At 61.0% G+C, this 23,828-nt stretch carries 23 protein-coding genes, 1 pseudogene and 1 riboswitch; of the genes and pseudogenes, 7 read left to right on the top strand and 17 right to left on the bottom strand.

The annotated features are described in order from the left end of the window. Nucleotides 1-91 precede the first annotated feature (91 nt). Together A8O26_RS06805 and A8O26_RS06810 are read left to right on the top strand one after the other, a co-directional pair. On the top strand, nt 92-634 hold the full coding sequence (locus A8O26_RS06805; protein WP_064117329.1) for a TetR/AcrR family transcriptional regulator: 543 nt from the start codon (nt 92-94) through the stop codon (nt 632-634). A 222-nt stretch (nt 635-856) separates the two neighbouring features. Beyond that, nucleotides 857-4,327: a hybrid sensor histidine kinase/response regulator gene (locus A8O26_RS06810; RefSeq protein ID WP_064117330.1), complete on the top strand. Its 3,471-nt coding sequence runs from the start codon at nt 857-859 to the stop codon at nt 4,325-4,327. A 94-nt stretch (nt 4,328-4,421) separates the two neighbouring features. Here A8O26_RS06810 and rmuC read toward each other — a convergent pair whose 3' ends face one another. The 3 genes from rmuC to A8O26_RS29755 form a co-directional block, all read right to left on the bottom strand. Further along, a complete protein-coding gene (gene rmuC / locus A8O26_RS06815; protein WP_172828126.1) occupies nt 4,422-5,786 on the bottom strand; it encodes a DNA recombination protein RmuC in 1,365 nt (454 codons plus the stop codon). Nucleotides 5,787-5,961: 175 nt separating this feature from the next. Beyond that, entirely contained in the window at nt 5,962-6,285 is a 324-nt protein-coding gene (locus A8O26_RS06820) for a hypothetical protein (RefSeq protein ID WP_081265164.1), read from the bottom strand. A gap of 400 nt (nt 6,286-6,685) precedes the next feature. Further along, nucleotides 6,686-7,039, bottom strand: a complete 354-nt coding sequence (locus A8O26_RS29755; protein ID WP_155740644.1) for a hypothetical protein — start codon at nt 7,037-7,039, stop codon at nt 6,686-6,688. 207 nt (nt 7,040-7,246) lie between these two features. Here A8O26_RS29755 and A8O26_RS06825 point away from each other — a divergent pair, with 207 nt between their 5' ends. The 3 genes from A8O26_RS06825 (at nt 7,247) to A8O26_RS06835 (ending at nt 9,647) form a co-directional block, all read left to right on the top strand. Then, a complete protein-coding gene (locus A8O26_RS06825; protein WP_034156218.1) occupies nt 7,247-7,471 on the top strand; it encodes a hypothetical protein in 225 nt (74 codons plus the stop codon). A gap of 275 nt (nt 7,472-7,746) precedes the next feature. After that, nucleotides 7,747-8,229, top strand: a complete 483-nt coding sequence (locus A8O26_RS06830) for a hypothetical protein (RefSeq protein ID WP_064117333.1) — start codon at nt 7,747-7,749, stop codon at nt 8,227-8,229. Nucleotides 8,230-8,375: 146 nt separating this feature from the next. Beyond that, complete coding sequence (locus tag A8O26_RS06835) at nt 8,376-9,647, top strand: OmpP1/FadL family transporter (protein WP_064117334.1); 1,272 nt, start codon at nt 8,376-8,378, stop codon at nt 9,645-9,647. A 104-nt stretch (nt 9,648-9,751) separates the two neighbouring features. Here A8O26_RS06835 and A8O26_RS06840 read toward each other — a convergent pair whose 3' ends face one another. The 14 genes and pseudogenes from A8O26_RS06840 to cobO all read right to left on the bottom strand — a co-directional run bounded on the left by A8O26_RS06840 (nt 9,752) and on the right by cobO (nt 21,349). Further along, nucleotides 9,752-10,312: a glutathione peroxidase gene (locus A8O26_RS06840; protein ID WP_064117335.1), complete on the bottom strand. Its 561-nt coding sequence runs from the start codon at nt 10,310-10,312 to the stop codon at nt 9,752-9,754. A gap of 54 nt (nt 10,313-10,366) precedes the next feature. Then, nucleotides 10,367-10,489 carry a hypothetical protein gene (locus A8O26_RS30435; RefSeq protein WP_301336273.1) on the bottom strand — a complete coding sequence of 41 codons (123 nt, stop codon included), beginning with the start codon at nt 10,487-10,489 and terminating at the stop codon, nt 10,367-10,369. Next, the gene (locus A8O26_RS06845) at nt 10,486-11,694 is read right to left on the bottom strand and encodes an MFS transporter (RefSeq protein ID WP_064117336.1); all 1,209 of its coding nucleotides are present in this window, start codon (nt 11,692-11,694) and stop codon (nt 10,486-10,488) included. The genes A8O26_RS30435 and A8O26_RS06845 overlap by 4 nt, the downstream gene beginning before the upstream one ends. 53 nt (nt 11,695-11,747) lie before the next feature. After that, complete coding sequence (locus A8O26_RS06850) at nt 11,748-12,152, bottom strand: MarR family winged helix-turn-helix transcriptional regulator (RefSeq protein WP_064117337.1); 405 nt, start codon at nt 12,150-12,152, stop codon at nt 11,748-11,750. A gap of 175 nt (nt 12,153-12,327) precedes the next feature. Then, complete coding sequence (locus tag A8O26_RS06855) at nt 12,328-13,059, bottom strand: adenosylcobinamide-GDP ribazoletransferase (RefSeq protein ID WP_064117338.1); 732 nt, start codon at nt 13,057-13,059, stop codon at nt 12,328-12,330. A gap of 1 nt (nt 13,060) precedes the next feature. Continuing rightward, entirely contained in the window at nt 13,061-13,636 is a 576-nt protein-coding gene (gene cobC / locus A8O26_RS06860) for an alpha-ribazole phosphatase family protein (RefSeq protein WP_064117339.1), read from the bottom strand. After that, nucleotides 13,633-14,688, bottom strand: coding sequence for a nicotinate-nucleotide--dimethylbenzimidazole phosphoribosyltransferase (cobT, locus tag A8O26_RS06865; RefSeq protein ID WP_064117340.1), 1,056 nt, complete (start codon nt 14,686-14,688; stop codon nt 13,633-13,635). The genes cobC and cobT overlap by 4 nt, the downstream gene beginning before the upstream one ends. After that, nucleotides 14,685-15,206, bottom strand: coding sequence for a bifunctional adenosylcobinamide kinase/adenosylcobinamide-phosphate guanylyltransferase (gene cobU / locus A8O26_RS06870; RefSeq protein ID WP_064117341.1), 522 nt, complete (start codon nt 15,204-15,206; stop codon nt 14,685-14,687). The genes cobT and cobU overlap by 4 nt, the downstream gene beginning before the upstream one ends. Before the next feature lie 155 nt (nt 15,207-15,361). Beyond that, a pseudogene (locus tag A8O26_RS06875) lies at nt 15,362-16,807 on the bottom strand (cobyric acid synthase); the annotation flags it as partial. Further along, nucleotides 16,804-17,796 carry a threonine-phosphate decarboxylase CobD gene (gene cobD, locus A8O26_RS06880; RefSeq protein ID WP_064117342.1) on the bottom strand — a complete coding sequence of 331 codons (993 nt, stop codon included), beginning with the start codon at nt 17,794-17,796 and terminating at the stop codon, nt 16,804-16,806. The pseudogene A8O26_RS06875 and the gene cobD, both read right to left, overlap by 4 nt. Further along, a complete protein-coding gene (gene cbiB, locus A8O26_RS06885) occupies nt 17,789-18,697 on the bottom strand; it encodes an adenosylcobinamide-phosphate synthase CbiB (RefSeq protein ID WP_064117343.1) in 909 nt (302 codons plus the stop codon). The genes cobD and cbiB overlap by 8 nt, the downstream gene beginning before the upstream one ends. Next, entirely contained in the window at nt 18,694-19,344 is a 651-nt protein-coding gene (bluB, locus tag A8O26_RS06890; RefSeq protein WP_064117344.1) for a 5,6-dimethylbenzimidazole synthase, read from the bottom strand. Before bluB ends, cbiB begins: the two co-directional genes overlap by 4 nt. Before the next feature lie 47 nt (nt 19,345-19,391). Beyond that, nucleotides 19,392-20,741, bottom strand: a complete 1,350-nt coding sequence (locus A8O26_RS06895; RefSeq protein WP_064117345.1) for a cobyrinate a,c-diamide synthase — start codon at nt 20,739-20,741, stop codon at nt 19,392-19,394. Then, nucleotides 20,738-21,349 (bottom strand): cob(I)yrinic acid a,c-diamide adenosyltransferase, encoded by a 612-nt coding sequence (gene cobO, locus A8O26_RS06900; RefSeq protein WP_003223053.1) that lies wholly within the window; start codon nt 21,347-21,349, stop codon nt 20,738-20,740. Before cobO ends, A8O26_RS06895 begins: the two co-directional genes overlap by 4 nt. An 81-nt stretch (nt 21,350-21,430) precedes the next feature. Then, nucleotides 21,431-21,660, bottom strand: a riboswitch (cobalamin riboswitch). A gap of 163 nt (nt 21,661-21,823) precedes the next feature. On the opposite strand from cobO, the gene A8O26_RS06905 reads away from it, so the two are divergent. After that, nucleotides 21,824-22,408: a hypothetical protein gene (locus A8O26_RS06905; protein WP_064117346.1), complete on the top strand. Its 585-nt coding sequence runs from the start codon at nt 21,824-21,826 to the stop codon at nt 22,406-22,408. 66 nt (nt 22,409-22,474) lie between these two features. Then, entirely contained in the window at nt 22,475-23,788 is a 1,314-nt protein-coding gene (locus A8O26_RS06910) for a PQQ-dependent sugar dehydrogenase (protein ID WP_064117347.1), read from the top strand. Nucleotides 23,789-23,828: the final 40 nt, after the last annotated feature.

Here is a 23,828-nt window from a genome sequence, read left to right on the forward strand (position 1 = left end):
GGGCACACTCCGCAAAAGCTAATTTTTTGCTTTTGCGGAGTGTGCTACCGCCCCGCGCTTAAAGCAAATTCTTTGTGTTAAGGTCGGCGCCATGGCTATTAAAGAAGGTTTACGCCCCGGCGGCCGCAGTGCCCGGGTGCAAGATGCAATTCATTCGGCAGTCCGCGCGCTTCTGCAGGAGCAGGAGCGCTCGAGCGTGACCGTCCCGCAGATCGCTGCGCGTGCGGGGGTGACGCCGTCGACGATTTATCGGCGCTGGGGTGATCTCGCAGCGTTGCTCGCCGATGTCGCCCTCGCGCGCATGCGCCCCGACAGTGAGCCGGCGCAAACCGGCAGCTTGCGCAGCGATATTCGGGCGTGGGCCGAGCAGTATCTCGACGAAATGAGTTCGGAGCCCGGGCGCAACATGATGCGCGACGTCCAGGCCAGTGCTACGCCGGGCTACTGCGTGACGATCATTGGTGCGCAGTTGCAGACGATCATTGAGCGGCATCCCGATGAGGTGGCGCCGAGTGTCGATCGGTTGATCAATCTGGTGGTCGCGCCGGTGGTGTTCCGGATTCTGTTTTCGGCGGCGGCGCTGGAGGTGGATGAGCTTCATCGTCTGATCGAGATTGCGCTGCGTCAGGACTGACGCCTTCGCGAGCAGGCTCGCTCCCACAGTGGAATGCATCTCAAATCTGGGAGCGAGCCTGCTCGCGAAGGGGCCCACCCGGTCACCCCAGAAACCGACGGGTTCCCCACCTGCGACACCCCGCCACGCCACGACCTTGGTCGACACTGACTAACCGCCCCGCGCATGCGAGACTGTCCGCCCGGGCAGGAGTGCCGGGGAGTCTTCTGTCGGGAGTGTTGCATGTCGTTGTCCACCGGGCTGATCGCCGCCGTCGCCCTCGCCTATATGGCCATCATGTTCGCCATCGCCTTCTACGGCGACCGTCGCAGCGCGCCATTGCCGCCGCGCATGCGTGCCTGGGTGTACAGCCTGTCGCTGGCGGTTTACTGCACCAGTTGGACGTTCTTCGGTGCGGTTGGCCAGGCGGCGGAACAACTGTGGTCATTCCTGCCGATTTACCTCGGGCCGATCCTGCTGCTGGTCGGCGCGCCGTGGGTGTTGCAGAAAATGGTGATGATCAGCAAACAGGAGAACATCACCTCCATCGCTGACTTTATCGCCGCGCGTTACGGCAAATCGCAATCGCTGGCGGTGGTCGTCGCGTTGATCTGTCTGGTCGGCGTCCTCCCCTACATCGCCCTGCAACTCAAAGGCATCGTCCTCGGTGTGAACCTGTTGATCGGCGCCGGTGCCGATGCCATGGGCACCCGCGCCCAGGACACCGCGTTGATCGTGTCGCTGGTGCTGGCGCTGTTCACCATTGTCTTCGGCACGCGCAACCTCGACGCCACCGAGCACCACCGGGGCATGGTCCTGGCGATTGCCTTCGAATCGCTGGTCAAATTGTTTGCCTTTCTTGCCGTAGGCGCCTTTGTGACGTTTGGCCTGTATGACGGTTTCGACGACCTGTTCAATCAGGCGATGCTCGCCCCGCGGCTGGAGGAGTACTGGAAAGAAACCATCAACTGGCCGTCGATGGTGGTGCAGACCGGCGTGGCGATGATGGCGATCATTTGCCTGCCACGGCAGTTCCACGTAACAGTGGTGGAAAACATCGACCCACAGGATCTGCGCCTGGCCAAATGGGTGTTTCCCGCTTATCTGGCGTTGGCCGCACTGTTCGTCGTGCCGATCGCGCTGGCCGGGCAGATGCTGCTGCCGAGTGACGTCTTGCCCGACTCGTTCGTGATCAGCCTGCCACTGGCCCAGGCGCATCCGGCCTTGGCGGTGCTGGCCTTTATCGGTGGCGCCTCGGCGGCGACCGGCATGGTGATTGTTGCCAGCGTGGCGTTGTCGACCATGGTGTCCAACGACATGCTGTTGCCATGGTTGCTGCGGCGCAACAACGCCGAGCGCCCGTTCGAGGTGTTCCGCCAGTGGATGCTGTCGGTACGGCGCGTGAGCATCGTGGTGATTTTGTTGCTGGCGTATGTCAGCTATCGCTTGCTCGGCTCGACGGCGAGCCTGGCGACCATCGGCCAGATTGCCTTTGCAGCGGTCACCCAACTGGCGCCGGCCATGCTCGGCGCCTTGTACTGGAAACAAGCGAACCGTCGCGGCGTTTTCGCAGGCTTGGCTGCGGGCACTTTCCTCTGGTTTTACACGCTGATCCTGCCGATTGCCGCGCACAGTCTCGGCTGGTCGCTGAGCAGTTTTCCGGGGCTGGCGTGGTTGCACAGCAACCCGCTGAACCTGCCGATCACCCCGCTGACCCAAGGCGTGGTGCTGTCGCTGGCGGGTAACTTCACGTTGTTTGCCTGGGTCTCGGTGCTGTCGCGCACGCGGGTGTCGGAACACTGGCAGGCCGGGCGTTTCATCGGTCAGGAGATCAGCGCGCGACCAAGTGCGCGCTCGATGCTGGCGGTGCAGATCGACGATTTGCTGCAACTGGCGGCACGTTTTGTCGGTGAAGAACGTGCGCGCCAGAGCTTTATCCGTTTCGCCTACCGTCAGGGCAAAGGCTTCAACCCGAACCAGAATGCCGACAGCGAATGGATCGCGCATACCGAGCGCTTGCTGGCCGGTGTTCTCGGCGCGTCTTCGACGCGCGCGGTAGTAAAAGCCGCCATCGAAGGTCGGGAAATGCAACTCGAGGACGTCGTGCGCATCGCCGACGAAGCCTCGGAAGTGCTGCAGTTCAACCGCGCCCTGCTGCAAGGCGCCATCGAGAACATCACCCAAGGCATCAGCGTGGTCGACCAGTCGCTGAAACTGGTGGCCTGGAACCGCCGCTATCTGGAACTGTTCAACTACCCGGACGGCTTGATCAGCGTCGGCCGGCCGATTGCCGACATTATTCGCTACAACGCCGAACGCGGTTTGTGCGGCCCCGGCGAAGCGGAAGTGCATGTCGCCCGCCGTTTGCACTGGATGCGTCAGGGCCGCGCGCACACCTCTGAACGACTGTTTCCCAATGGACGAGTGATCGAGCTGATCGGCAATCCGATGCCCGGCGGCGGCTTCGTCATGAGTTTCACTGACATCACCGCGTTCCGCGAAGCCGAGCAGGCGCTGACTGAAGCCAACGAAGGCCTGGAACAACGGGTCAGCGAGCGTACTCAGGAGCTGTCGCAGCTCAATGTTGCCTTGACCGAAGCCAAGGGCACTGCCGAAGCGGCCAACCAGTCGAAAACCCGTTTCCTCGCGGCGGTCAGCCATGACTTGATGCAACCTTTGAACGCCGCGCGTCTGTTCTCCGCCGCCCTCTCCCATCAGGACGACGGCTTGAGCAGCGAAGCGCAGAAACTGGTGCAACACCTCGACAGTTCGCTGCGCTCGGCCGAGGACTTGATCAGCGATCTGCTGGACATTTCCCGCCTGGAAAACGGCAAGATCAACCCGGATCGCAAGGCGTTTGCGGTCAACGAGCTGTTCAACACGCTGGGCGCCGAATTCAAGGCACTGGCGCAGGAACAGGGTTTGAAGTTCCGGGTGCGCGGCAGTCATCTGCGCATCGACAGCGACATCAAATTGCTGCGGCGCATTTTGCAGAACTTTCTGACTAACGCTTTCCGTTACGCCAAAGGCCCGGTGCTGTTGGGCGTGCGGCGGCGCGACGGCGAGTTGTGTCTGGAGGTATGGGATCGCGGGCCGGGCATTCCAGAAGACAAACAACAGGTGATTTTCGAGGAATTCAAACGCCTCGACAGCCATCAGACTCGCGCCGAGAAAGGACTTGGATTGGGTTTGGCGATTGCTGATGGCCTGTGTCGCGTGCTCGGTCATACGCTGCGCGTACGCTCATGGCCCGGGCGCGGCAGCGTGTTCAGCGTCAGCGTACCGCTGGCCCGCACGCAAGCCGTGCCAGCCAGCGCGGCTGTCGAATTGAATGGCAAATTGCTCAGCGGCGCGCAGGTGCTGTGCATCGATAACGAAGACAGCATCCTGATCGGCATGAATAGCCTGTTGAGTCGCTGGGGTTGTCAGGTGTGGACGGCGCGCAACCGTGAGGAATGTGCGGCGTTGTTGAGCGATGGCATGCGCCCGCAACTGGCGCTGGTCGACTATCACCTCGATCACGGCGATACCGGCACAGAATTGATGGCGTGGTTGCGCACCACGCTGGGCGAGCCGGTGCCGGGGGTGGTGATCAGTGCGGACGGGCGACCGGAGATGGTTGCGCAGGTGCATGCGGCGGGGCTGGATTATCTGGCCAAACCGGTGAAGCCGGCGGCGTTGCGGGCGTTGTTGAGCCGGTATTTGCCGCTGTAAGTGGCGATTTCACTGACGCCTTCGCGAGCAAGCTCGCTCCCACAAGGTTTCAGTGATCACTGTGGGAGCGAGCCTGCTCGCGAAGCTTTTGGGGTTATTCCGGGAGTTCGACGAGGCCATCGACATCGGTCATCGCCCGCTCCAGCAGATCCGCCGGCAAGCTCTTGCTGGCCCGCGCACCCAGCAACTTGAGTTGCTCACTGCGACTGACCAGATTGCCCCGCCCTTCGGTCAATTTGTTACGCGCCGAGCTGTAGGCCTTGTCCAGTTGTTGCAGACGATTGCCGACCTCATCCAGGTCCTGGATAAACAAAACGAACTTGTCGTACAGCCAGCCCGCACGCTCGGCGATTTCCCGGGCGTTCTGGCTCTGGCGCTCCTGCTTCCACAAACTGTCGATCACCCGCAGCGTTGCCAGCAACGTGGTCGGGCTGACGATCACGATATTGCGGTCGAAGGCCTCCTGAAACAGCGTCGGTTCCGCCTGCAAAGCCGCGGAAAAAGCCGCTTCGATCGGCACGAACAGCAAAACGAAATCGAGGCTGTGCAGCCCTTCCAGACGCTTGTAGTCCTTGCCGGCCAGGCCTTTGACGTGATTACGCAAGGACAGCACGTGCTGCTTGATCGCGATCTGCCCGAGGGTGTCGTCATCGGCAGCAACATATTGTTGATACGCGGTGAGACTGACCTTCGAGTCGACCACCACCTGCTTGTCGCCCGGCAGATAAATGATCACGTCAGGTTGAAAACGCTCACCGTCCGGGCCCTTCAGATTGACTTGGGTCTGATACTCGCGGCCCTTCTCCAACCCTGCGTGTTCGAGCACGCGCTCGAGGATCAGCTCGCCCCAGTTACCTTGGGTTTTCTGGCCTTTGAGGGCGCGGGTCAGGTTGGTCGCTTCATCACTCAGGCGCAGGTTGAGTGCCTGCAGGCGCTCCAGCTCCTTGGCCAGCGAGAAGCGCTCGCGGGCTTCGGCCTGGTAGCTTTCCTCTACGCGTTTTTCGAAAGACTGAATGCGTTCTTTCAACGGATCGAGCAACTGGCCGAGACGCTGTTGACTGGTCTCGGCGAAACGCTGTTCACGCTCATCGAAGATCTTGCCCGCCAGTTCGGCGAACTGCGCACGCAGTTCATCGCGTGAACCTTGCAGGTCGTTGAGGCGTTGTTGATGGCTGTCCTGCTGCTCGCGTAATTCTGCGTTCAGCGAGGCCGCCTGCGCGTCGAGGCGGCGCAGTTCGGCCTCCTTGTTGGCGCGTTCGAGATTCCATGCGTGAGAGGCGTCGCGGGCGTCGTCGCGCTCGATTTGCAGCAACTCGACTTCGCGGCGCAGGGCGGCAAGATCAGCCTGCTTGGCGGCATTGGCCTGAGCGAGGTCAGCGATTTCGTCGCGACTGGCGTCGAGCTGCGCGTTGAGCCCGTCCTGCGCCAGTTGTGCCATGGCCAGCCGCTCTTCGAGCAAGGCGACCTCGGCCTGGCCGTTACTGGCCCGGCGTTGCAGTTGCCAGGCCAGCGCCAGCAGCGGCAACCCCGCCCCTGCAAGCCCCAGCAATACGCTGGTCAAGTCCATAGCCATAGCCACTCCCGCCGATCTTATAAAGCCTGAAGGTTAACCAAGGCGTCAGGTCTTGGACAGCTCAGTCTTCGATCAGACCGAGTTCCTGTTGCGCACGCCGGTCACCGGCACGGGCGGCCTGGCGCAGCAGATCCTGACCGATACGGCGATCGCGGGCATTGCCGCACTCGCGGCACATCAACTGACCGAGACGGCTTTGCGCAACAACTACGCCTTCGCGCGCCGGCTGCTTGAGCAGGCGCCCGGCCAGGTGCTTGGCATTGCGGCTGTCGCCAAGACGCGGGCTGTCGAGCAGCCATTCGGCCACGCGCACGGAAAATCGCTTGGGAGAGGTAACACGAGGAGGTTCTGAGGTAACAGGGTCTGATACTGAGCGAAACTTCATAAAGCACTGTGGGACAGATCGGAAGGCGCGCCACTCTACTCTCTTTTTCTTACAGGTAAAGTCGAAAAACAACCCGGCACGCCCGTCCTAGAGCAAGCGCTCGGGACAATCCACAGAAGCTGTGGATAACTCAGTGGACAACCGCCCTTCAACCCTCGCAAAGCCTTGTGGAATGGGGCTCGCAGTCAAACTGACGATTTTTTCACCAACAAAAAAAAGCGATGTTTTTCATTGACTTAAACTTTTGATGCAGGCAGCTACCGGAGTCAGGAATGATGTGACAGCGCCGTTACAGCCTGCGCAACTAATGTGCACAAGTACCTGTTACCCGGTTATATCGATGCGCTTTTTCGGGTCGTTTTGCTGAATTTTCTGGGGATAAGCCGGTCTGGCGCGGGCTTCATGAAAATATCTTCACCGACCGACGGTCGCAAACATGAGCCAATGCAGGGCGCGCCGGCGCATCGAGCGTTGAGGCTTGCAATCGCTGCAAACTTTTTTCACGCAGGGTTTGCTTTACCCATTTCGATCCGTTAGTATCCGCGGCGTTAGTACCAAGCTGAAAGTCAATTCCGGTCGAACACATCCCCACGGTCAGCCTTCTACCAAGAAGCCCAGCCGAAAAAAGCGGGAACGACCCCTCGATGGTTTCCAGGTAAATCTTGCGCCAACACAGCCTTCGAATGATGCGAAGGGTGTTGCGAAGAACACTTACTCTGACCGAACCAACCTGCAAATTGATCAGGATCTTCACCCCGGGCCCAGAACCTTTGCCCTCGTTGTGATGCCTGCCCTCCTAAGTACCTACCTGCCAGCCCAAGCGCGCCAACTTAATAGCGCTTCAAACTGGCTGCTTTGTTCCAGTCGGGTTCTTCGTTCGATCAATGGTGATCGACGTTACTGGAACGTTTTAACGTTGCACGGTTCTTATCCGTGTCATTTGTAGGAACACCTAATAACTATGTCTACTCAAATCCATACTCAGGATGCCATTCGCACCCTAACCAACGCTTTTGCTCCGATGAACTGCCTGATCATGGCCGCTCGCAAAGGCTGCTTCAGCTTCACACTGGTCAACGAACACGGTATCGCCCGCCACAGCGAGCGTCTGTACCCCGATCAGTACTCCAGCGCCGAACCGCTGCAGGCCGTGATCGACCGGACCCGTCAGGCATTGATTGCCTGAGAGCCGAAAAGGCTGCAAAAAGCACAAGCCCCGCTTAAAACGCGGGGCTTTTTATTGCCTGATGTTTCGTTTTTTGCCCTTTGCGCTTAAGCACCATCGGATATAACGGTTATAACTCCACGCCGGAAATATTTTAAAAACAGGCCTTTACGTCGCGAATATGACACTACACTTCAACTCAAGCGGCGTGATCCGCTTCCGGCGAGCCTGAGTCGATCCACTGCTGCCAAGGCCCCTTCAGGTATCGCCGCCCAATAACAAGATCCGAGGGTTTTATGGGTATCGCTGCCAGCGAACTGTGCCGCTATGTGATCCGTCCCACGCTGATTTATCTGGGGCGTCACAGCGCAACCGCCGAGTCCCTTTTACTGGGCATCGCTGCCAGCCAGTCCGCCCTCGGGTCCGCCCTGCATGACCGCCGTGGTCACGGCCTCTACCGCATTGCCGAGCATCGTCATCAGGCGCTGTGGGATGATTATCTGGCACTCGATCCGGAGCGCGCCAGTCTGGTTCGCGGCCTCGCCAGCCAACATGCGTTTCTCAGCGGCCCGCATCTGGAACTGACCGTTAACCTGCGTTACGCCACAGCCATCGCCTGGCTGCTGGTAGAAGAACAAAACCCCACCCTCCCCGACCCCAACGACTTGCTGGGCATGGCGCGCATCTGGCGTCAGACCTTTCAACCTCAGGGTCGTCTGCGTGATTTCACATACGCCTGGCAAACCTGTGTTTCACCGCTGAATCAGGTCGCTTGCTGACCCATGAGTTTTGCAAGATCGCTCATCAGGTCGCGAATCTGGTCGGATTGTCCTACAAAACCGCTCTAACTCAAGGCATACGGACTATAGCGCTGGGACGAAAATGTTGGTAATTTTCGCCCCGGTGATCACCAGGAGTTCTAATAATGAAAAAAGTCATGCTCAAAACCACCCTTAGCCTCGCCGTTACCATGGCATCCACCCAGATCTTCGCAGCTGGCTTTGCCATCAACGAACACAGCATCAGCGGGATGGGTACTGGTTACGCAGGGCGATCTTCTTCTGCCGATGATGCAAGCACTGTTTATGGCAACCCTGCCGGCATGTCGCGCCTCAAGCGTGAACAAGTCACCGGTGGTGTTGCATTCCTCGATGCAAAAACCGATATCAGCGACGCCAGCTCCAGCCCTAACGGCGGCAGCAACAAAGGCGACATGGTGCCCTTCACCTCCGTACCTATGGGCTTCTACGTCAAACCGATCGATGATCATTGGGCATTCGGTCTCGGCGTCTACGTGCCGTTCGGTCTGATTACCGACTACGAAAAAGGCTTTGCCGGCCGCTACTTCGGCAGCAAATCCGAAGTTCAGGTCATCACCTTCCAGCCAACCGTCAGCTACGCCTTCAACGACAAGGTGTCGATCGGTTTCGGTCCGACCATCAACCGCATCGACGGTACACTGGAATCCAACCTGTCGATCACTCAGGCCGCGCCGGATGGCAAGGTCAAGATCAAGGGTGACGACACCGCGCTGGGCTACAACATTGGCGTGCTGGTACAAGCCACTGACACCACTCGCCTGGGTCTGACGTACCACTCCAAAGTCGACTACAAGCTGGAAGGCAACACCAAGGTCAACTACGGTGTGCTCGGTGCAATCGGTCTGGGCGCCAACCAGAAGTACGACGCTTCGCTGAAGATCACCACACCTGAGTCCATCGACTTCTCGGTTACTCAGGCGATCAACGATCGCTGGAACGTTTACGCCGGTTCGACCTGGACCCGCTGGAGCCAGCTGGAAAAAATCACCGTCAAGAACTCCGGTGTGCAGCCATTGCTGGCCGGTCAGTTCGGTGAAATCACCGAAGACCAGAACTGGCACGACTCCTGGGCATACGCCTTGGGTACTTCGTACCAGTTGAACAAGGAATGGGTACTGCGTACCGGTCTGACTTTCGACCAGTCGCCGACCAACAACGTCGACCGTTCGCCACGTATTCCTACCGGCGACCGGACTATCTTCAGCATCGGTGCCGGCTGGAGCCCGACCGAAGACCTGACCATCGACGTTGCTTACTCGTACCTGAAGGAAGAGTCGGTCAAGATCCGCAACGAAAACGATCGTGGCCAGACCTACGACGCCAAGTATGAAAACTCGGCAAACGGTTTCGGTGTCGGCGCGACCTACCGCTTCTGATGCTGCACGGCGGGGCTAACCCCCTCGCCAACAAAAAGCCCCGCTCTCTTTGCAGAGGCGGGGCTTTTTAATGCCTTGAGTTTGTTCTCACCCTCACAAAAAACTCAGGGTTTCAGCGGTTTCGAGGCGATTGCCTTTTCGATCGCGGCTATAAATTCCGGATCATCGGGCTTGGTCAGGCTGGAGAAATTGGCAATCACCTTGCCCTGGCGATCGACCACATATTTGTAGAAATTCCACTTCGGTGCGCTGCTCTGCGCGGCCAGCACCTGGAACATATGCGTGGCGTCATCGCCACGGACCTTTTGCGGTTCGGTCATGGCGAACGTCACGCCATAGTTGGCGTAACAGACCTTGGCGGTCTCGGCGCTGTCTTTGGATTCCTGCTTGAAGTCGTTGGAAGGCACACCGAGCATTTGCAGCCCTTGCGACTCAAAGCGCTTATGCAGCGCCTCAAGGCCTTCGAACTGCGGGGCAAAACCACAGAAGCTCGCGGTATTGACCACCACCAGTGGTTTGTCAGCGTACTGCTGGCACAGATCGATGGATTCCTTGGCCCGCAGCTTGGGCAGCGAGCCTTGCAGCAATTCGGGACAGTCAGCGGCTTGAGCCAAACCGGTCAATGCCATCAGCAACGCGGGAACAGCACACCAGCGCATCAGCATGTCGAACATCCTTGAGCAGTCGTCAGAGTTCGACGTTACTCGCCACGCCACGTTCTAGCAAATGCTCATGCCCAACTGCATCAGCGCCAGGCCGCCCTGATGCCAGCCCCACCACACCAGCGCCAGCAAGGCGGCGCCGAGTGCGGTAATGACGATACGTGGCCAGAGTCGACTCATGCGGCGCTCGCAGCGGCTTGCAGACGCGCGACCGGCCGCTCGCGCACCGGCCAGTTCAACGCGGCGGCCAAAAGGCTCAGAAGGACTGCCACTTGCCAGATCAAGTCATAACTCCCGGTGCGGTCATACACCACCCCGCCCAGCCAGCCGCCGAGGAACGAACCGAGCTGATGGAACAGGAACACGATGCCGCCGAGCATGGACAGGTTTCGCACGCCGAACAAGGTCGCCACCGTACCGTTGGTCAACGGCACCGTCGACAGCCACAAGAAGCCCATGGCCATGCCGAACAGATACGCCGACGTAGTCGTCACCGGTAGCCACAGGAACAGCACGATCACCACTGCTCGCAGCAGATACAGCGCGGTCAGCAGGCGCGGTTTGGACATGCGCCCGCCGAGCCAACCGGCGGTGTAAGTGCCGAAGATATTGAACAGCCCGATCAGCGCCAACACCGTAGTGCCGACACTGGCCGGCAAGTGTTGATCGACCAGATACGCCGGCAGATGCACGCCGATAAACACCACCTGAAAACCGCAGACGAAAAAGCCGAACGCCAGCAACCAGAAGCCGGAATGCGAGCAGGCTTCGCGCAGGGCGTCAGACAGAGTTTGTTCATGACCAAGCACCGGCAACGGCTTGTCCTTGAGCATGCTCACCAACGGCACGATCAACGCCACCAGCAGGCCCAACACCAGCAACGCGGCCGACCAGCCGAGCCAGCCGATCAACCCGAGAGTGCCCGGCAACATGGCGAACTGGCCGAACGAACCGGCGGCGCTGGCGATACCCATGCCCATGCTGCGCTTCTCCGGCGGCACGGCACGGCCAACCACGCCGAGAATCACCGAGAACGACGTGCCGGACAGACCGATGCCGATCAGCAGACCGGCGCTCAACGACAGCGTCACCGCCGAATCCGACAAGCCCATGCACACCAGGCCCAAGGCGTAGAGCACGCCGCCGACCAGCACCACTTTTGCCGCGCCGAAACGGTCGGCCAGCGCGCCGGTAAACGGCTGCGCGAGCCCCCAGATCAGGTTCTGCAAGGCGATGGCGAAAGCAAACACCTCACGCCCCCAGCCGAACTGCGCACTCATCGGTGACAGAAACAAGCCGAAACCGTGCCGCACGCCCAATGACAACGCCAGGATCAACGCACTACCGACCAACACCCAACCGCACGTACGCCACATCGATGTCATTATTGTTCTCCGCTTGCGGGTATATACCCGCTTGAGTTTGGAAAAAACCGGCCTCAGGCCAGTTCATCCAGCAATCTGAGCAAGGTTTCACGCTTCTCGGCGCCCAGTCGATCGATCAACCGCTGCTGCGCCGCTTCCCAGGCCGGCAACGCGGCTGCCAGACGCTGCACGCCGGTCTCGGTGAGCTTGACGATGCGGTTACGCATGTCCTCGCCTTCGGCCAACGCCACCAGCCCCTCGCCTTCCAGCACCCGCAGATTGCGCCCGAGGGTGCTGCGATCCAGGCCCATGGCATCGGCGAGTTCCGAGATGCTTGGCTGATCCAGACGCTGCAGATTGCACAGCAGAGAATACTGGGCAACGTTGATCCCGAAGCCGTCGAGAGCGCCGTCGTAATGCCTGCTGACGCCACGAGCGGCGCGACGCAGGTTGGTGCACAAACACTGAGAAGGAAGCATGATGCGTGTATATACCCGCGACTGTGTTAAATCAAGTTACAGATGAGTTTACCCTGAACATTTTTGGTGTCTGACACAACGCTTTCGCGAGCAGGCTCGCTCCCACATTTGCGATGCGATCCCCTGTGGGAGCGAGCCTGCTCGCGAAGAGGCCGGCACAGACAATCCAAAACTGTCAGACCAAAACCAATCCAACCAGCACCACCATCTCCAGCAATTCCAGCAATGCCCCTGCCGTATCGCCCGTCGTCCCGCCCAACCGCCGCATCATCACCCGCCGCAGCCAGACAAACACACCGATCGAAATCAGCAGTGCAACGGCGGCACTGAACCCTGCAATCAGCACGCAGGCCAACGCACTTGCGCCCAACACCCACCATCCGGCCATGCGCGGCAAATGGTCCGCCAACGCTTGCCCCAACCCACCCGCGCGCACATACGGCGTGGTCAGAAACAACCCCAACAACGCCGCCCGCCCGAGCAACGGCACGATGACCAACGCAAGACTTTGCTGTTGTTCGATCAGCGCCAGCAACGCGGCAAACTTGAGCAGCAACACCAACACCAGCGTCACCACCGCAATCGGTCCGCTGCGCGGATCTTTCATGATCAACAGCGTGCGCTCGCGATCACCAAACCCGCCGAGCCAGGCGTCGGCGCTGTCGGCCAGGCCATCGAGATGCAACGCGCCACTGAGCAACACCCACACCGTCAGCAACAGCGCCGCGTGCAGCAACAATGGCGCACCGCTCAAGGCGAAATTGAACGCCCACAGAATCCCCCCGAACAGCAGCCCCACCAGCGGATAAAACAGCAGTGATCGGCCCAGCTGTTCCGGCTCGGGCATGCCCGGCAAGCGAATCGGCAGGCTGCTGAGAAATTGCAGGGCGATCCACAGCGGCACCATGTCAGAGCCCTTCCTTCAGCGAACCGTCAGCATCGACCGACAGCGCAAACAGCGCGCCATGAGCGACTTCGACATTGAGCAATTGCTCGCGCGGCAAGCCGCGTGCCCGTGCCAGCAACAGGCGCATCACGCCGCCATGACTGATCAGCAAAACCCGCTCATCGGCATAGGCGCTGATCAGGCGCGCAACGGCCGCCAGCACGCGGGAGGAAAACTCGCTGACCGGCTCACCTTGCGGTGGCGTAAACGAGTAAGGGTCGGCCCAGAACAATCCCAAGGCCTCGGCATCGGTCTCCATCAGCGCCGCCGCGCTCTGCCCTTCCCACGCGCCGAAATGCAGTTCTTGCAGATCCTTGTCCAGATGCACCGGCAGGTTCAGTTGTTCGCCCAACTCTGCGGCAAACCGCGCGCAACGTTGCAATGGCGAACTGACGATCCGATCCCACGGCCCGCCCTCGACCACGGCCGCACGCATCTGCGCCCAGCCCTTGTCGGTCAACGCATCATCCAGGCTGCCACGCAAACCACCGCCCAATTCAGTCTCGCCATGGCGCAGCAGATCCAGTTGCAGGGTCATGCCGGACGATCCGCCACCGCCGCTTCGGCGAACGTCGCCATCTGCCCGTGCAGATCGCAGGCCAGACGCAACAGCGGCACCGCCAACGCGGCGCCACTGCCCTCACCCAGGCGCAGACCGAGTTCCAGCAGCGGTTCGGCGTTCAGGGTTTCCAGCACATGGCGATGGCCCGGCTCGGCGCCACGGTGACCGAACAACAGCCACTCGCGACAGGCCGGATTCAAGCGCACGGCGACCAGCGCGGCGACCGTACAGATAAAGCCGTCGACCAACACCGCAACGCCTTCTTGCGCCGCCGCCAGATACGCACCGACCAGCGCGGCGATTTCAAAACCACCGAGGTTGAACAGCGTCTGCAACGCATCACCCCGCTGCGCGGCGTGCAATACCAACGCACGCTCGATCACTTGCGCTTTATGGCTGACACCTTCGGCATTCAGGCCGGTGCCCGGGCCGGTCAGATGCGCCACCGGGCAATCGAGCAACGCACAGGCCAGGGCACTCGCCGCGGTGGTGTTGCCGATGCCCATTTCGCCGCCAATGAACAACTGCGCGCCTGCCGCTTTCGCCCGCAGCACACTGTCGCGACCGGCCTGCAACGCCAGCTCGCCCTGGGCCTGAGTCATCGCCGCGCCATGGACGAAATTCGCCGTACCCGCGCCGATGTTCAAGTGGCGCACACCCGACAGGTTCAGCGATGGATTCACCGTACCCAGATCGACCACTTCCAGTTGCGCATCGAGCTGGCGCGCCAGCACGCTGATCGCCGCGCCGCCGCTGACGAAGTTGAGCAGCATCTGCCCGGTGACTTCCTGCGGGAACGCCGAAACACCTTCCGCGACCACGCCGTGATCGCCGGCAAAAATCGCGATCCAGACCTGCGCCAGCGTCGGTTTGACCTGACCTTGCAGACCCGCCAGTTGCACCGCCACCGACTCCAGACGACCGAGGGAACCGGCCGGTTTGGTCAGTTGCTGCTGGCGTGCAGTCGCTTGTTCAACGACGTCGAGATCGACCGGTTTGCACGGGTTCAGCCACCAGGATTGAGTCATAACGCAGGTCCTTTCAGAGTCAGGGGCAGGCCGGCGACAGTCAGCACGACACGCTGACAGCGCTCAGCCAGAGCTTGATGCAGCCAACCGGCTTCATCGACGTAGCGGCGAGTCAATTCGCCCAGCGGCACGACACCCATTCCGGTCTCGTTGCTGACAAAAATGATTTCACCCGGCAGCACAGCCAGGCATTCGAGCAGGGCTTCGCGCTCGGCGACGAGACGTTCGGCGTCGTCGAGCATCAGCAGATTGGTCAACCACAGGGTCAGGCAGTCGACCAGCAGACAACGCTCGGCGCTGGCGGATTCGCGCAGGACGCGGGCCAGTTCCAGCGGCTCTTCAATGAGTGCCCATTCGGCGGGACGGCGCGCGCGATGGTGGGCGACGCGGTCGCTCATTTCACCGTCCAGTGGTTGGCTGGTGGCGATGTAGGTGACCGCCAGATGGCTGTCGCTGGCGAGTTTTTCCGCCAGGCGACTTTTGCCGGAGCGGGCGCCGCCGAGGATTAGTTGGAGCATGGGTTTCATCCACAAAGTTATGTGTTGAGGCAATTGGCCCCTTCGCGAGCAAGCTCGCTCCCACAGGGTTATGGGGTGCAAACTGAATTTATGACCAACCGGGCCATTGTGGGAGCGAGCTTGCTCGCGAATAGGCCGGCACAGGCAGCTCGAATCCCACAGAGACGACGCAACAGATCGGTATCCAAATGCTGCTCAACCAGATCCGCCAAGCGTTCGATATCACGCTCGCGCAAGCCGTGATAATCCACTTCCTGCACATCGCTCAACCCGGCCCAGCGCAGCAACGCCGCACTCGCCGCCGGCGATTCGAACAAGCCATGCAGGTATGTGCCAAACACTTGCCCATCGGCACTCTGAGCACCATCACAACGCCCGTCATCCAGATGCACCGCCGCATTTTCCAGCGCCGGCCCCGTGGTCACGCCGGCATGAATTTCATAGCCGCTGACCTCGGCATCTTCCAGCGCCAGCCGTCCGCGCACATTGCGCAACTGCTTCTCGGCTTCAAGCGTGGTTGCAAACGCCAGCAAGCCCAAACCGGCGCTGGAACCTGGCGCACCTTCGAGGCCGAGCGGGTCATGCACCTGCTCGCCGAGCATCTGCAGACCACCGCAAATCCCCAGTACCTTGCCGCCGTAACGCAGATGCCGATTGATCGCCGCGTCCCAACCATTGGCGCGCACATACGCCAGATCGCTGCGCACGCTTTTCGAGCCCGGCAGGATGAACAGGTCCGCCGCAGGAATCGCCTGCCCCGGACCGACAAATTGCAGGTCGACCTGCGGATGCAAACGCAGCGGATCGAAATCGGTGTGGTTGCTGATGCGCGGCAGCACCGGCACCACCACTTTCAACACCTGTTCAGCCTTGTCGGTCTGACGCTGATCGATGCCGTCCTCGGCTTCCAGATGCAAATCCATCACATACGGCAGCACGCCCACCACCGGTTTGCCGGTGCGTTGTTCGAGCCAGTCGAGACCCGGTTGCAGCAAGGCAATATCGCCACGAAAACGGTTGATGATGAAACCTTTGACCCGCGCCTGTTCGCTCGGCGAAAGCAGCTCAAGGGTGCCAACCAGATGGGCAAAAACGCCGCCACGGTTGATGTCGGCAATCAGCAAAACCGGGCAATCCACCGCTTCGGCAAAGCCCATGTTGGCGATATCGCCAGCACGCAGGTTGATCTCGGCCGGCGAGCCCGCGCCTTCGACCATCACCAGCGGGTATGCCGCACTGAGCCGTTCGTGAGAAGCCAAAACCGCTTTCATCGCGATGGCTTTGTAGTCGTGATACGCCACGGCATTCATCGACGTCACTGCGCGACCATGGATGATCACTTGCGCGCCAGTGTCGCTGTTGGGTTTAAGCAGGACCGGGTTCATGTCGGTATGCGGCTCAAGAAAAGCCGCTTGCGCCTGCACCGCTTGCGCGCGGCCGATTTCGCCACCGTCGGCAGTCACTGCGCTGTTGAGCGCCATGTTCTGCGGTTTGAACGGCACGACCGCCACGCCCTGTCGGGTCGCCCAGCGGCACAGCGCCGTCACCAGTGTGCTTTTACCGGCGTCGGAAGTGGTGCCCTGCACCATCAGGGTGGTCATGGTTGGTCCTTGGTGAAGGCGATTAACGCGTGCTCAAGACGCGCCTCTTCAGTCGCGTCGGCCGGCAAGCCAAAACGCAGACTGCTGTTGTGGCTGAAGAGGCGCAGGAGAATGCCGCGTCGGGCCATGAATTCGTATAACGCTTGCGCTTGATCGGTGATCAGCCACTGAAACAATGCGCAACCGCCCTGCGGTTTGAAGCCGTAGCGTTCGAGCAGCATGGCCAGCCGTTCGCTCGCTTCTTCGCTGCGAATTCGTTGGCGTGTGTGGTTTTCAGTATCTTGCAGGCAGGCCTGCCCCAGCACCCGCGTCGGCCCGCTCACCGCCCACGGCCCGACCTGTTCGGCGAGCAGTTTGAGCAACTTGCGCTCGGCGAGGACAAAGCCCAAGCGCACGCCGGCGAGGCCAAAAAACTTGCCGAATGAACGCAGCACAATCAGCCCGACCTGATGCGCATGGGCCGCCAGGCTCAGGTGCGGCGTGTTGTCCATGAACGCTTCATCGACCACCAGCCAGCCACCGCGCTGCGCCAGTCGCGCATGCCAGTCGAGTAGCCGCGCCGGGGTCAGACTGAGGCCGGTCGGGTTATTCGGATTGACCACCACCAACACGTCGAGACTGTCGAGAAAGAACTCGACTTCCTGCTCCAGCACTTCGCGCACGATGTAACCGCTGCGACGCCAGGCTTCGGCGTGTTCGGCATAGCACGGCGACAACACGCCGACCTTGCCGGCCCGGCGCAAACGCGGCAGCAACTGGATGGCCATTTGCGAACCGGCGACTGGCAGCACCTGCGTCGCGCCGTAGTAATCGCACGCGGCTTGTTCCAGACCGTCATCGGTTTCCGGCAAACGGGCCCAGGCGCGCAGCGGAATTTCCGGAATCGGGAACGGCCACGGCGCGAGGCCACTGGACAGGTCGAGCCAATCCGCTTCGGCGATGCCGTAATCGAGTGCCGCCTTGCGCAGTCGGCCACCGTGCTCAAGCATAGAATTCAGCCCCCACGCAGAGAATCAGCAGCCATAACCATACCCCGCGCTGGACCAATTGCCAGCCGCGGTCGATGGAATCGGCGTCAGCCGCTGCGCCCTCGCCAAGTTGCGGGCGGTCGTGAAGCTCACCGTGATAAATCGCCGGGCCGCCCAGTTCCACGCCGAGCGCACCGGCGCCGGCCGCCATCACCGGACCGGCGTTAGGGCTGTCCCACTTAGGCGCCTGTGTGCGCCAGCATTTCAAGGCGAGTCGGGTTTTGCCGAGCAACGCGTAGGTCAACGCCACCAGACGTGCAGGAATGTAGTTGAGCACGTCGTCGATTTTCGCCGCCGCCCAACCGAAACGTTCGAAGCGTTCGTTGCGATAACCCCACATCGCATCGAGCGTATTGCTCAAACGATAGAGGACCACGCCGGGCGCACCGGCGACGACAAACCAGAACAGTGCGGCGAACACCGCATCGCTGCCGTTTTCCAATACCGACTCAGTGGCGGCGCGAGCGACGGCGGTGCTGTCGAGCTCATCGGTCTGGCGGCTGACCAGATAGCCGACGCGCTTGCGCGCCTCGTCCAGATCATCCGCGCGCAACGCCGCGGCCACCGGGGCGACATGTTCACCGAGGCTACGCATGCCGAGGGCACAATACAGCGCGAGAATTTCGACAACCCAACCCACATACGGCGCCCAGGAAAACGCCGTGGCGAGCAAGGTCAGCGGCAGCACCGCGATCACCCACGCAGTGACGCCATGGCTGCGCCAGCCACGGCCACCGGCGTTGAAACGTTGCTCGATGCGCCCGGCGAAATTGCCGAACGCCACCAGCGGATGCCAGCGTTTCGGTTCACCGAGCAGCGCATCCAGCGCAACCGCGGCGACACTCAACAACGCCACACTCATTGACTCACTCCCCAATAATTCTCAAACAGCAACTCATTGAGCGGACGCGCCTGCGCCCACCCTTCGAGTACCAGCATCGGCGCCGGATAGAATTCCTTGACCGGGCCCAGGCATATAACGGCCAGCGGCTTGGCGCCTGCGGGCAACTTCAACAGATCCGCCAACGCTTGCGGCTCGAACAGTGAAACCCAGCCCATGCCGAGGCCTTCGACGCGCGCGGCCAGCCACAGATTCTGGATCGCGCAGGACAACGAAGCCATGTCCATTTCCGGCAGCGTGCGGCGACCGAAGATGTGTTTTTCGCGATCATCCATTAACGCGGCGACCAATACTTCGGCGCAGTCATGGATGCCTTCGACCTTGAGTTTCATGAACTCATCGCTGCGCTCGCCGAGGGCTTCGGCGGTGCGGACGCGTTCTTCCTCCACGAGGTTTTGAATCTGGCTGCGCAGGTCGCGATCGCTGATGCGGATGAAGCGCCACGGCTGCATCAGGCCGACACTTGGGGCCTGGTGGGCGGCTTCCAGAAGTCGGCGCAACAACTGCGGTTCGACGCTGCCACCGGTGAAGTGGCGCATGTCGCGGCGTTCGGCGATGGCTCGATAAACCGCGTCGCGCTCGGCTTCAGAGAATGCGTTGTCGGTCATGGCCTCTTCGCGAGCAAGCTCGCTCCCACATTGGACGGGGTGCTTGCTCAAGAAACGCGATCCCCTGTGGGAGCGAGCTTGCTCGCGAAGGCGGCCTCACGGTCTGGCGCAAACAATGCGGCAATCGCAGTCGGATTCGACGGAAAGTAAAAGTGGACATAAGAAGCCGTCATCCGCCCCTCACGATAAACCGCCTCAGCGCCGCGCCCGCCATTCGGACTCAACCCTCGGGCAATCGGCGTCAGTTCTGTGGTGGTCAGGGAATGGTGATACGTGTGCCCGCGCAACGACCCTTCCGGCAGATCCACCGCTTGCAACGCCAATGCCGCCAGACGCTTCTGCATCACCGCGTCGCCCTTAAGCAGCCCAACCAACTCAGCGCGAGAGCCCTCAACGTCAGTCAAAGAGTCGAGCAGATACAGCATCCCGCCACACTCAGCGAGCAACGGTTTCCCCGCCGCATGATGCGCACGGATCGCCTCCAGCATCTCGGTGTTCTGCGACAGCGCAACGTGGTGCAATTCCGGGTAACCACCGGGCAGATACAGACTGTCCGCCTCAGGTAATAGCGTGTCGCGGATCGGCGAGAAGAAGCTCAGCTCGGCGCCCATTGCGCGCAGCAGATCCAGACTCGCGCCGTAGGTGAAGGCAAACGCTTCATCACGGGCGACGGCGATTCGTACATTCTTCAGCAGCGGCTCTACCGCGATGGCGTCCGGTGCGGCGAATTCCACGGCCGGTGGCAGCGCTACCTCGCAACTGCTGGCGAGCGCTTCGGCGGCCGCATCGAGACGCACATCGAGGTCATTCAATTCGCTGGCCTGCACCAGGCCGAGATGGCGACTCGGCAGCTCGATGCCAGTCTCGCGGGACAATGCGCCGTACCAGCGCAGGCCTTCGGTGAGGCTGCCTTCGAGCAACTGCGCATGGCGCAACGTGCCGACACGATTGGCCAGCACGCCGGCAAACGGCAGATCCGGCTGATATTTGGCCAAACCGAGCGCCAACGCACCAAAGGTTTGCGCCATGGCTGTGCCGTCGATGACACCGAGCACCGGCACACCAAAATGCCGCGCCAGATCAGCGCTGGACGGCGTGCCGTCAAACAGGCCCATCACGCCTTCGATCAAAATCAGATCCGCCTCGGCGGCGGCTTCCCACAACAGACGACGACTTTCCTGCTCGCCGACCATCCACATATCGAGCTGATACACCGGCGCACCGCTGGCACGCTCGAGAATCATCGGATCAAGAAAGTCCGGGCCGCATTTGAACACGCGGACCTTGCGCCCCTGATTGCGATGCAAACGAGCGAGTGCGGCGGTGACGGTGGTCTTGCCCTGACCGGAGGCCGGCGCGGCGATGAGCACCGCCGGGCAGTGACGTGGTTGATTCAAAGTTCGACGCCTTTCTGCGCTTTGATGCCCGCCTGGAAGGCGTGTTTGAGCATGCCCATTTCAGTCACGGTGTCGCCCATTTCGATCATTTCCGGCTTGGCTGCACGACCGGTGACGATCACGTGCTGCATCGGCGGACGCGCCTGCAAATCGCTGAGCACTTGATCGAGATCGAGGTAGCCGTGCTTGAGGGCGATGTTCAATTCGTCGAGCACCACCAGACCGATCGACGGATCACGCAACAGCTCGCGGGAGACCGCCCACGCGGCTTCGGCGGCGGCGATGTCGCGCTGACGATCCTGGGTTTCCCAGGTAAAACCTTCGCCCATCACGTGGAAACGCACTTGCTCGGGAAAGCGGCGGAAAAACAACTCTTCGCCGGTGCTGTTGCGGCCCTTGATGAATTGCACCACGCCGCACTGCATGCCGTGGCCCATGGCACGGGCGAGCATGCCGAACGCCGAGCTGCTTTTGCCTTTGCCGTTGCCGGTCAGCACCAGCACCAGGCCGCACTCGTCGGGCGAGTTGGCGATGCGTTCGTCGATCACGGCTTTTTTGCGCTGCATACGCGCCAGATGGCGTTCGTCGCGCTCGGGGGAATCAGTCATGGGGGAGCTCTCCGTTGAGGCTGGATAACGGCGGGCAGGCACAAGAATAGACGGCAAAAAGCCTGGCATCGCCCACCGTGATGCCGCTGGATGGATCAGGCCGGTCTCCGGGCTCATGAGCGGCGTATGCCTGACTGCGCGCCTTCCCGCTTCTTTCGAGGCAGTGGCTCAAGGCGCAGCTTTTACTCATTTACCGTTGCGGGGGCAGCGCCGGGATCGTGGTGGCTCTTCGAGCGAAGACAACCCTCACCGGCTTCCCTGTTTCACTCTGTCGACGGGGGTCACAGAGCACCTGAAACAAGCCGCGAAGGTTAGAGGGTTGGGGGTGGAGCGTCAATTAAAGAGGGGGTCATCGGGCGAATAACTGCCGCCGATCAATTATCTGACGCCAATCTTGTGCCACACTGATACAAATGATATCAAAGAGCCATGCTTTTCCCGAAAAGCCCACCACAACAATAAAGGATGATGACGATGCAAGGCATGATCATCAGCAACCCGCGCCTGGAATTCCTGCGCCCGGTGCTTGAACGCTGGTTTGACTGTATCGACCGCTACAACGCCGTACGCGGCGACAGCGACACACCGTACTGGCATGACGAGAAAGCCAATCTCGGAGTGCTCTCGGCGGCGGCCTGGATGGCCGAGCTGGTCACGTTGAACGACACTGCCACGCGCAAACAGAATGAAGAAGGTGAGCGTAATGCCCGCGCCGACCTGTTCCTCGCCGGCGCCGAAGATCGCGCATTCATTCAAGCCACGCAGCGCTGGCCACGGGTTAATAACCTCAACTTGACCCAGGCCCTGCTGGACATCACCAATGATGCCAAACGCATCAGCTATGCCAGCGACCTCAAGCTCGGCTGCCTGTTCGTCGCACCGCAAAAAGCCCAGCACAGTGCCAGCCCCGAAGAGCTGCAGGACATGGTCGACGACCTGCAAAAGGAACACACCTGCGCCGTCGCCTGGTATTTCCCCTATGCCTACCGCAAATTGCGCAGCGAGGCCGGCAACTATCACCCGGGCATCGCCGTGCTGTTCAAGGAAGCCCGCGGCTGAGCAGTTGAACCATCGGGCTTGCGCCCTCCTCTATGATTAGGAATGCATTCATAGGGAAGATCAGCAATGCGCACGCCTCAACTCGTTTTCGTCATCGCCGTCGCTGGAGGGCTTGCCGCCTGCGGTGAATCCTCCAGCCTGCAAGTCTCCGACGGCACCGGCCCGTCGCCGAAGCTGCCCGAACCGAACAAAACCCTGATCCCGACGGTGAACATCGCCCCGGCGATCGGCTGGCCCGAAGGCGCTAAACCGACCGCCGCAGCCGGCACCCAGGTCGCGGCATTCGCCGAAGGCCTCGACCATCCGCGCTGGCTTTACGTGCTGCCCAACGGCGATGTGCTGGTAGCGGAGACCAATGCCCCGCCGAAGCCTGATGACAGCAGCGGAATCCGAGGCTGGGTGATGAAGAAGGTCATGGGCAAGGCCGGTGCTGGCGTGCCGAGCCCGAATCGCATCACCCTGCTGCGTGACGCCGATCACGATGGCGTGGCCGAGACGCGCACAGTGTTTCTGCAGAACCTCAACTCGCCATTCGGCATGACCCTGGTCGGCAATGATCTGTATGTGGCCGACACCGATCGCCTGCTGCGCTTTAACTACGAACCGGGCGCCACCGAAATCAAGTCACAGCCAATCAAGGTTGTCGATTTGCCCGGTGGGACGCTGAATCACCACTGGACCAAAAACGTCATCGCCAGCAAGGACGGCAGCAAGTTGTACGTCACCGTGGGCTCGAACAGCAACGTCGGCGAAAATGGTCTGGATAAAGAGGAAGGTCGCGCCGCGATCTGGGAAGTGGATCGGGCGACCGGCAATCATCGGATCTTCGCCTCAGGCATCCGCAACCCCAATGGCCTGGCGTGGGAGCCAAGCAGTGGTGCGCTGTGGACGGCGGTCAACGAACGCGACGAGATTGGTAGCGACCTGGTGCCGGACTACATCACGTCGGTCAAGGACGGCGCGTTCTATGGCTGGCCGTTCAGCTACTACGGTCAGCACATTGATGTCCGCGTTTCGCCGCAAAACCCGGAACTGGTGGCCAAGGCCATCGCCCCGGATTACGCGGTCGGGCCACACACCGCCTCGCTGGGCCTGAGTTTTGCCGAGGGAAACACGTTGCCGGCGCAGTTCAAGGAAGGTGCCTTCATCGGCCAGCACGGCTCGTGGAACCGCAAGCCGCACAGTGGCTACAAAGTGATTTTCGTCCCGTTTACCGGCGGCAAGCCGAGTGGCACACCGGTGGATGTGCTGACCGGGTTCCTCGACAAGGACGAGAATGCGCTAGGCCGCCCGGTGGGCGTGGTGATCGATCAGCAAGGTGGTTTGCTGGTAGCGGATGATGTTGGCAACAAAGTGTGGCGAGTGTCTTCTGCCAAATAACTTGCCGCCTGACACATAACAAATGTGGGAGCGACGGTGC

Source organism: Pseudomonas fluorescens (assembly GCF_001648775.1).
Lineage (GTDB): Bacteria > Pseudomonadota > Gammaproteobacteria > Pseudomonadales > Pseudomonadaceae > Aquipseudomonas > Aquipseudomonas fluorescens_M.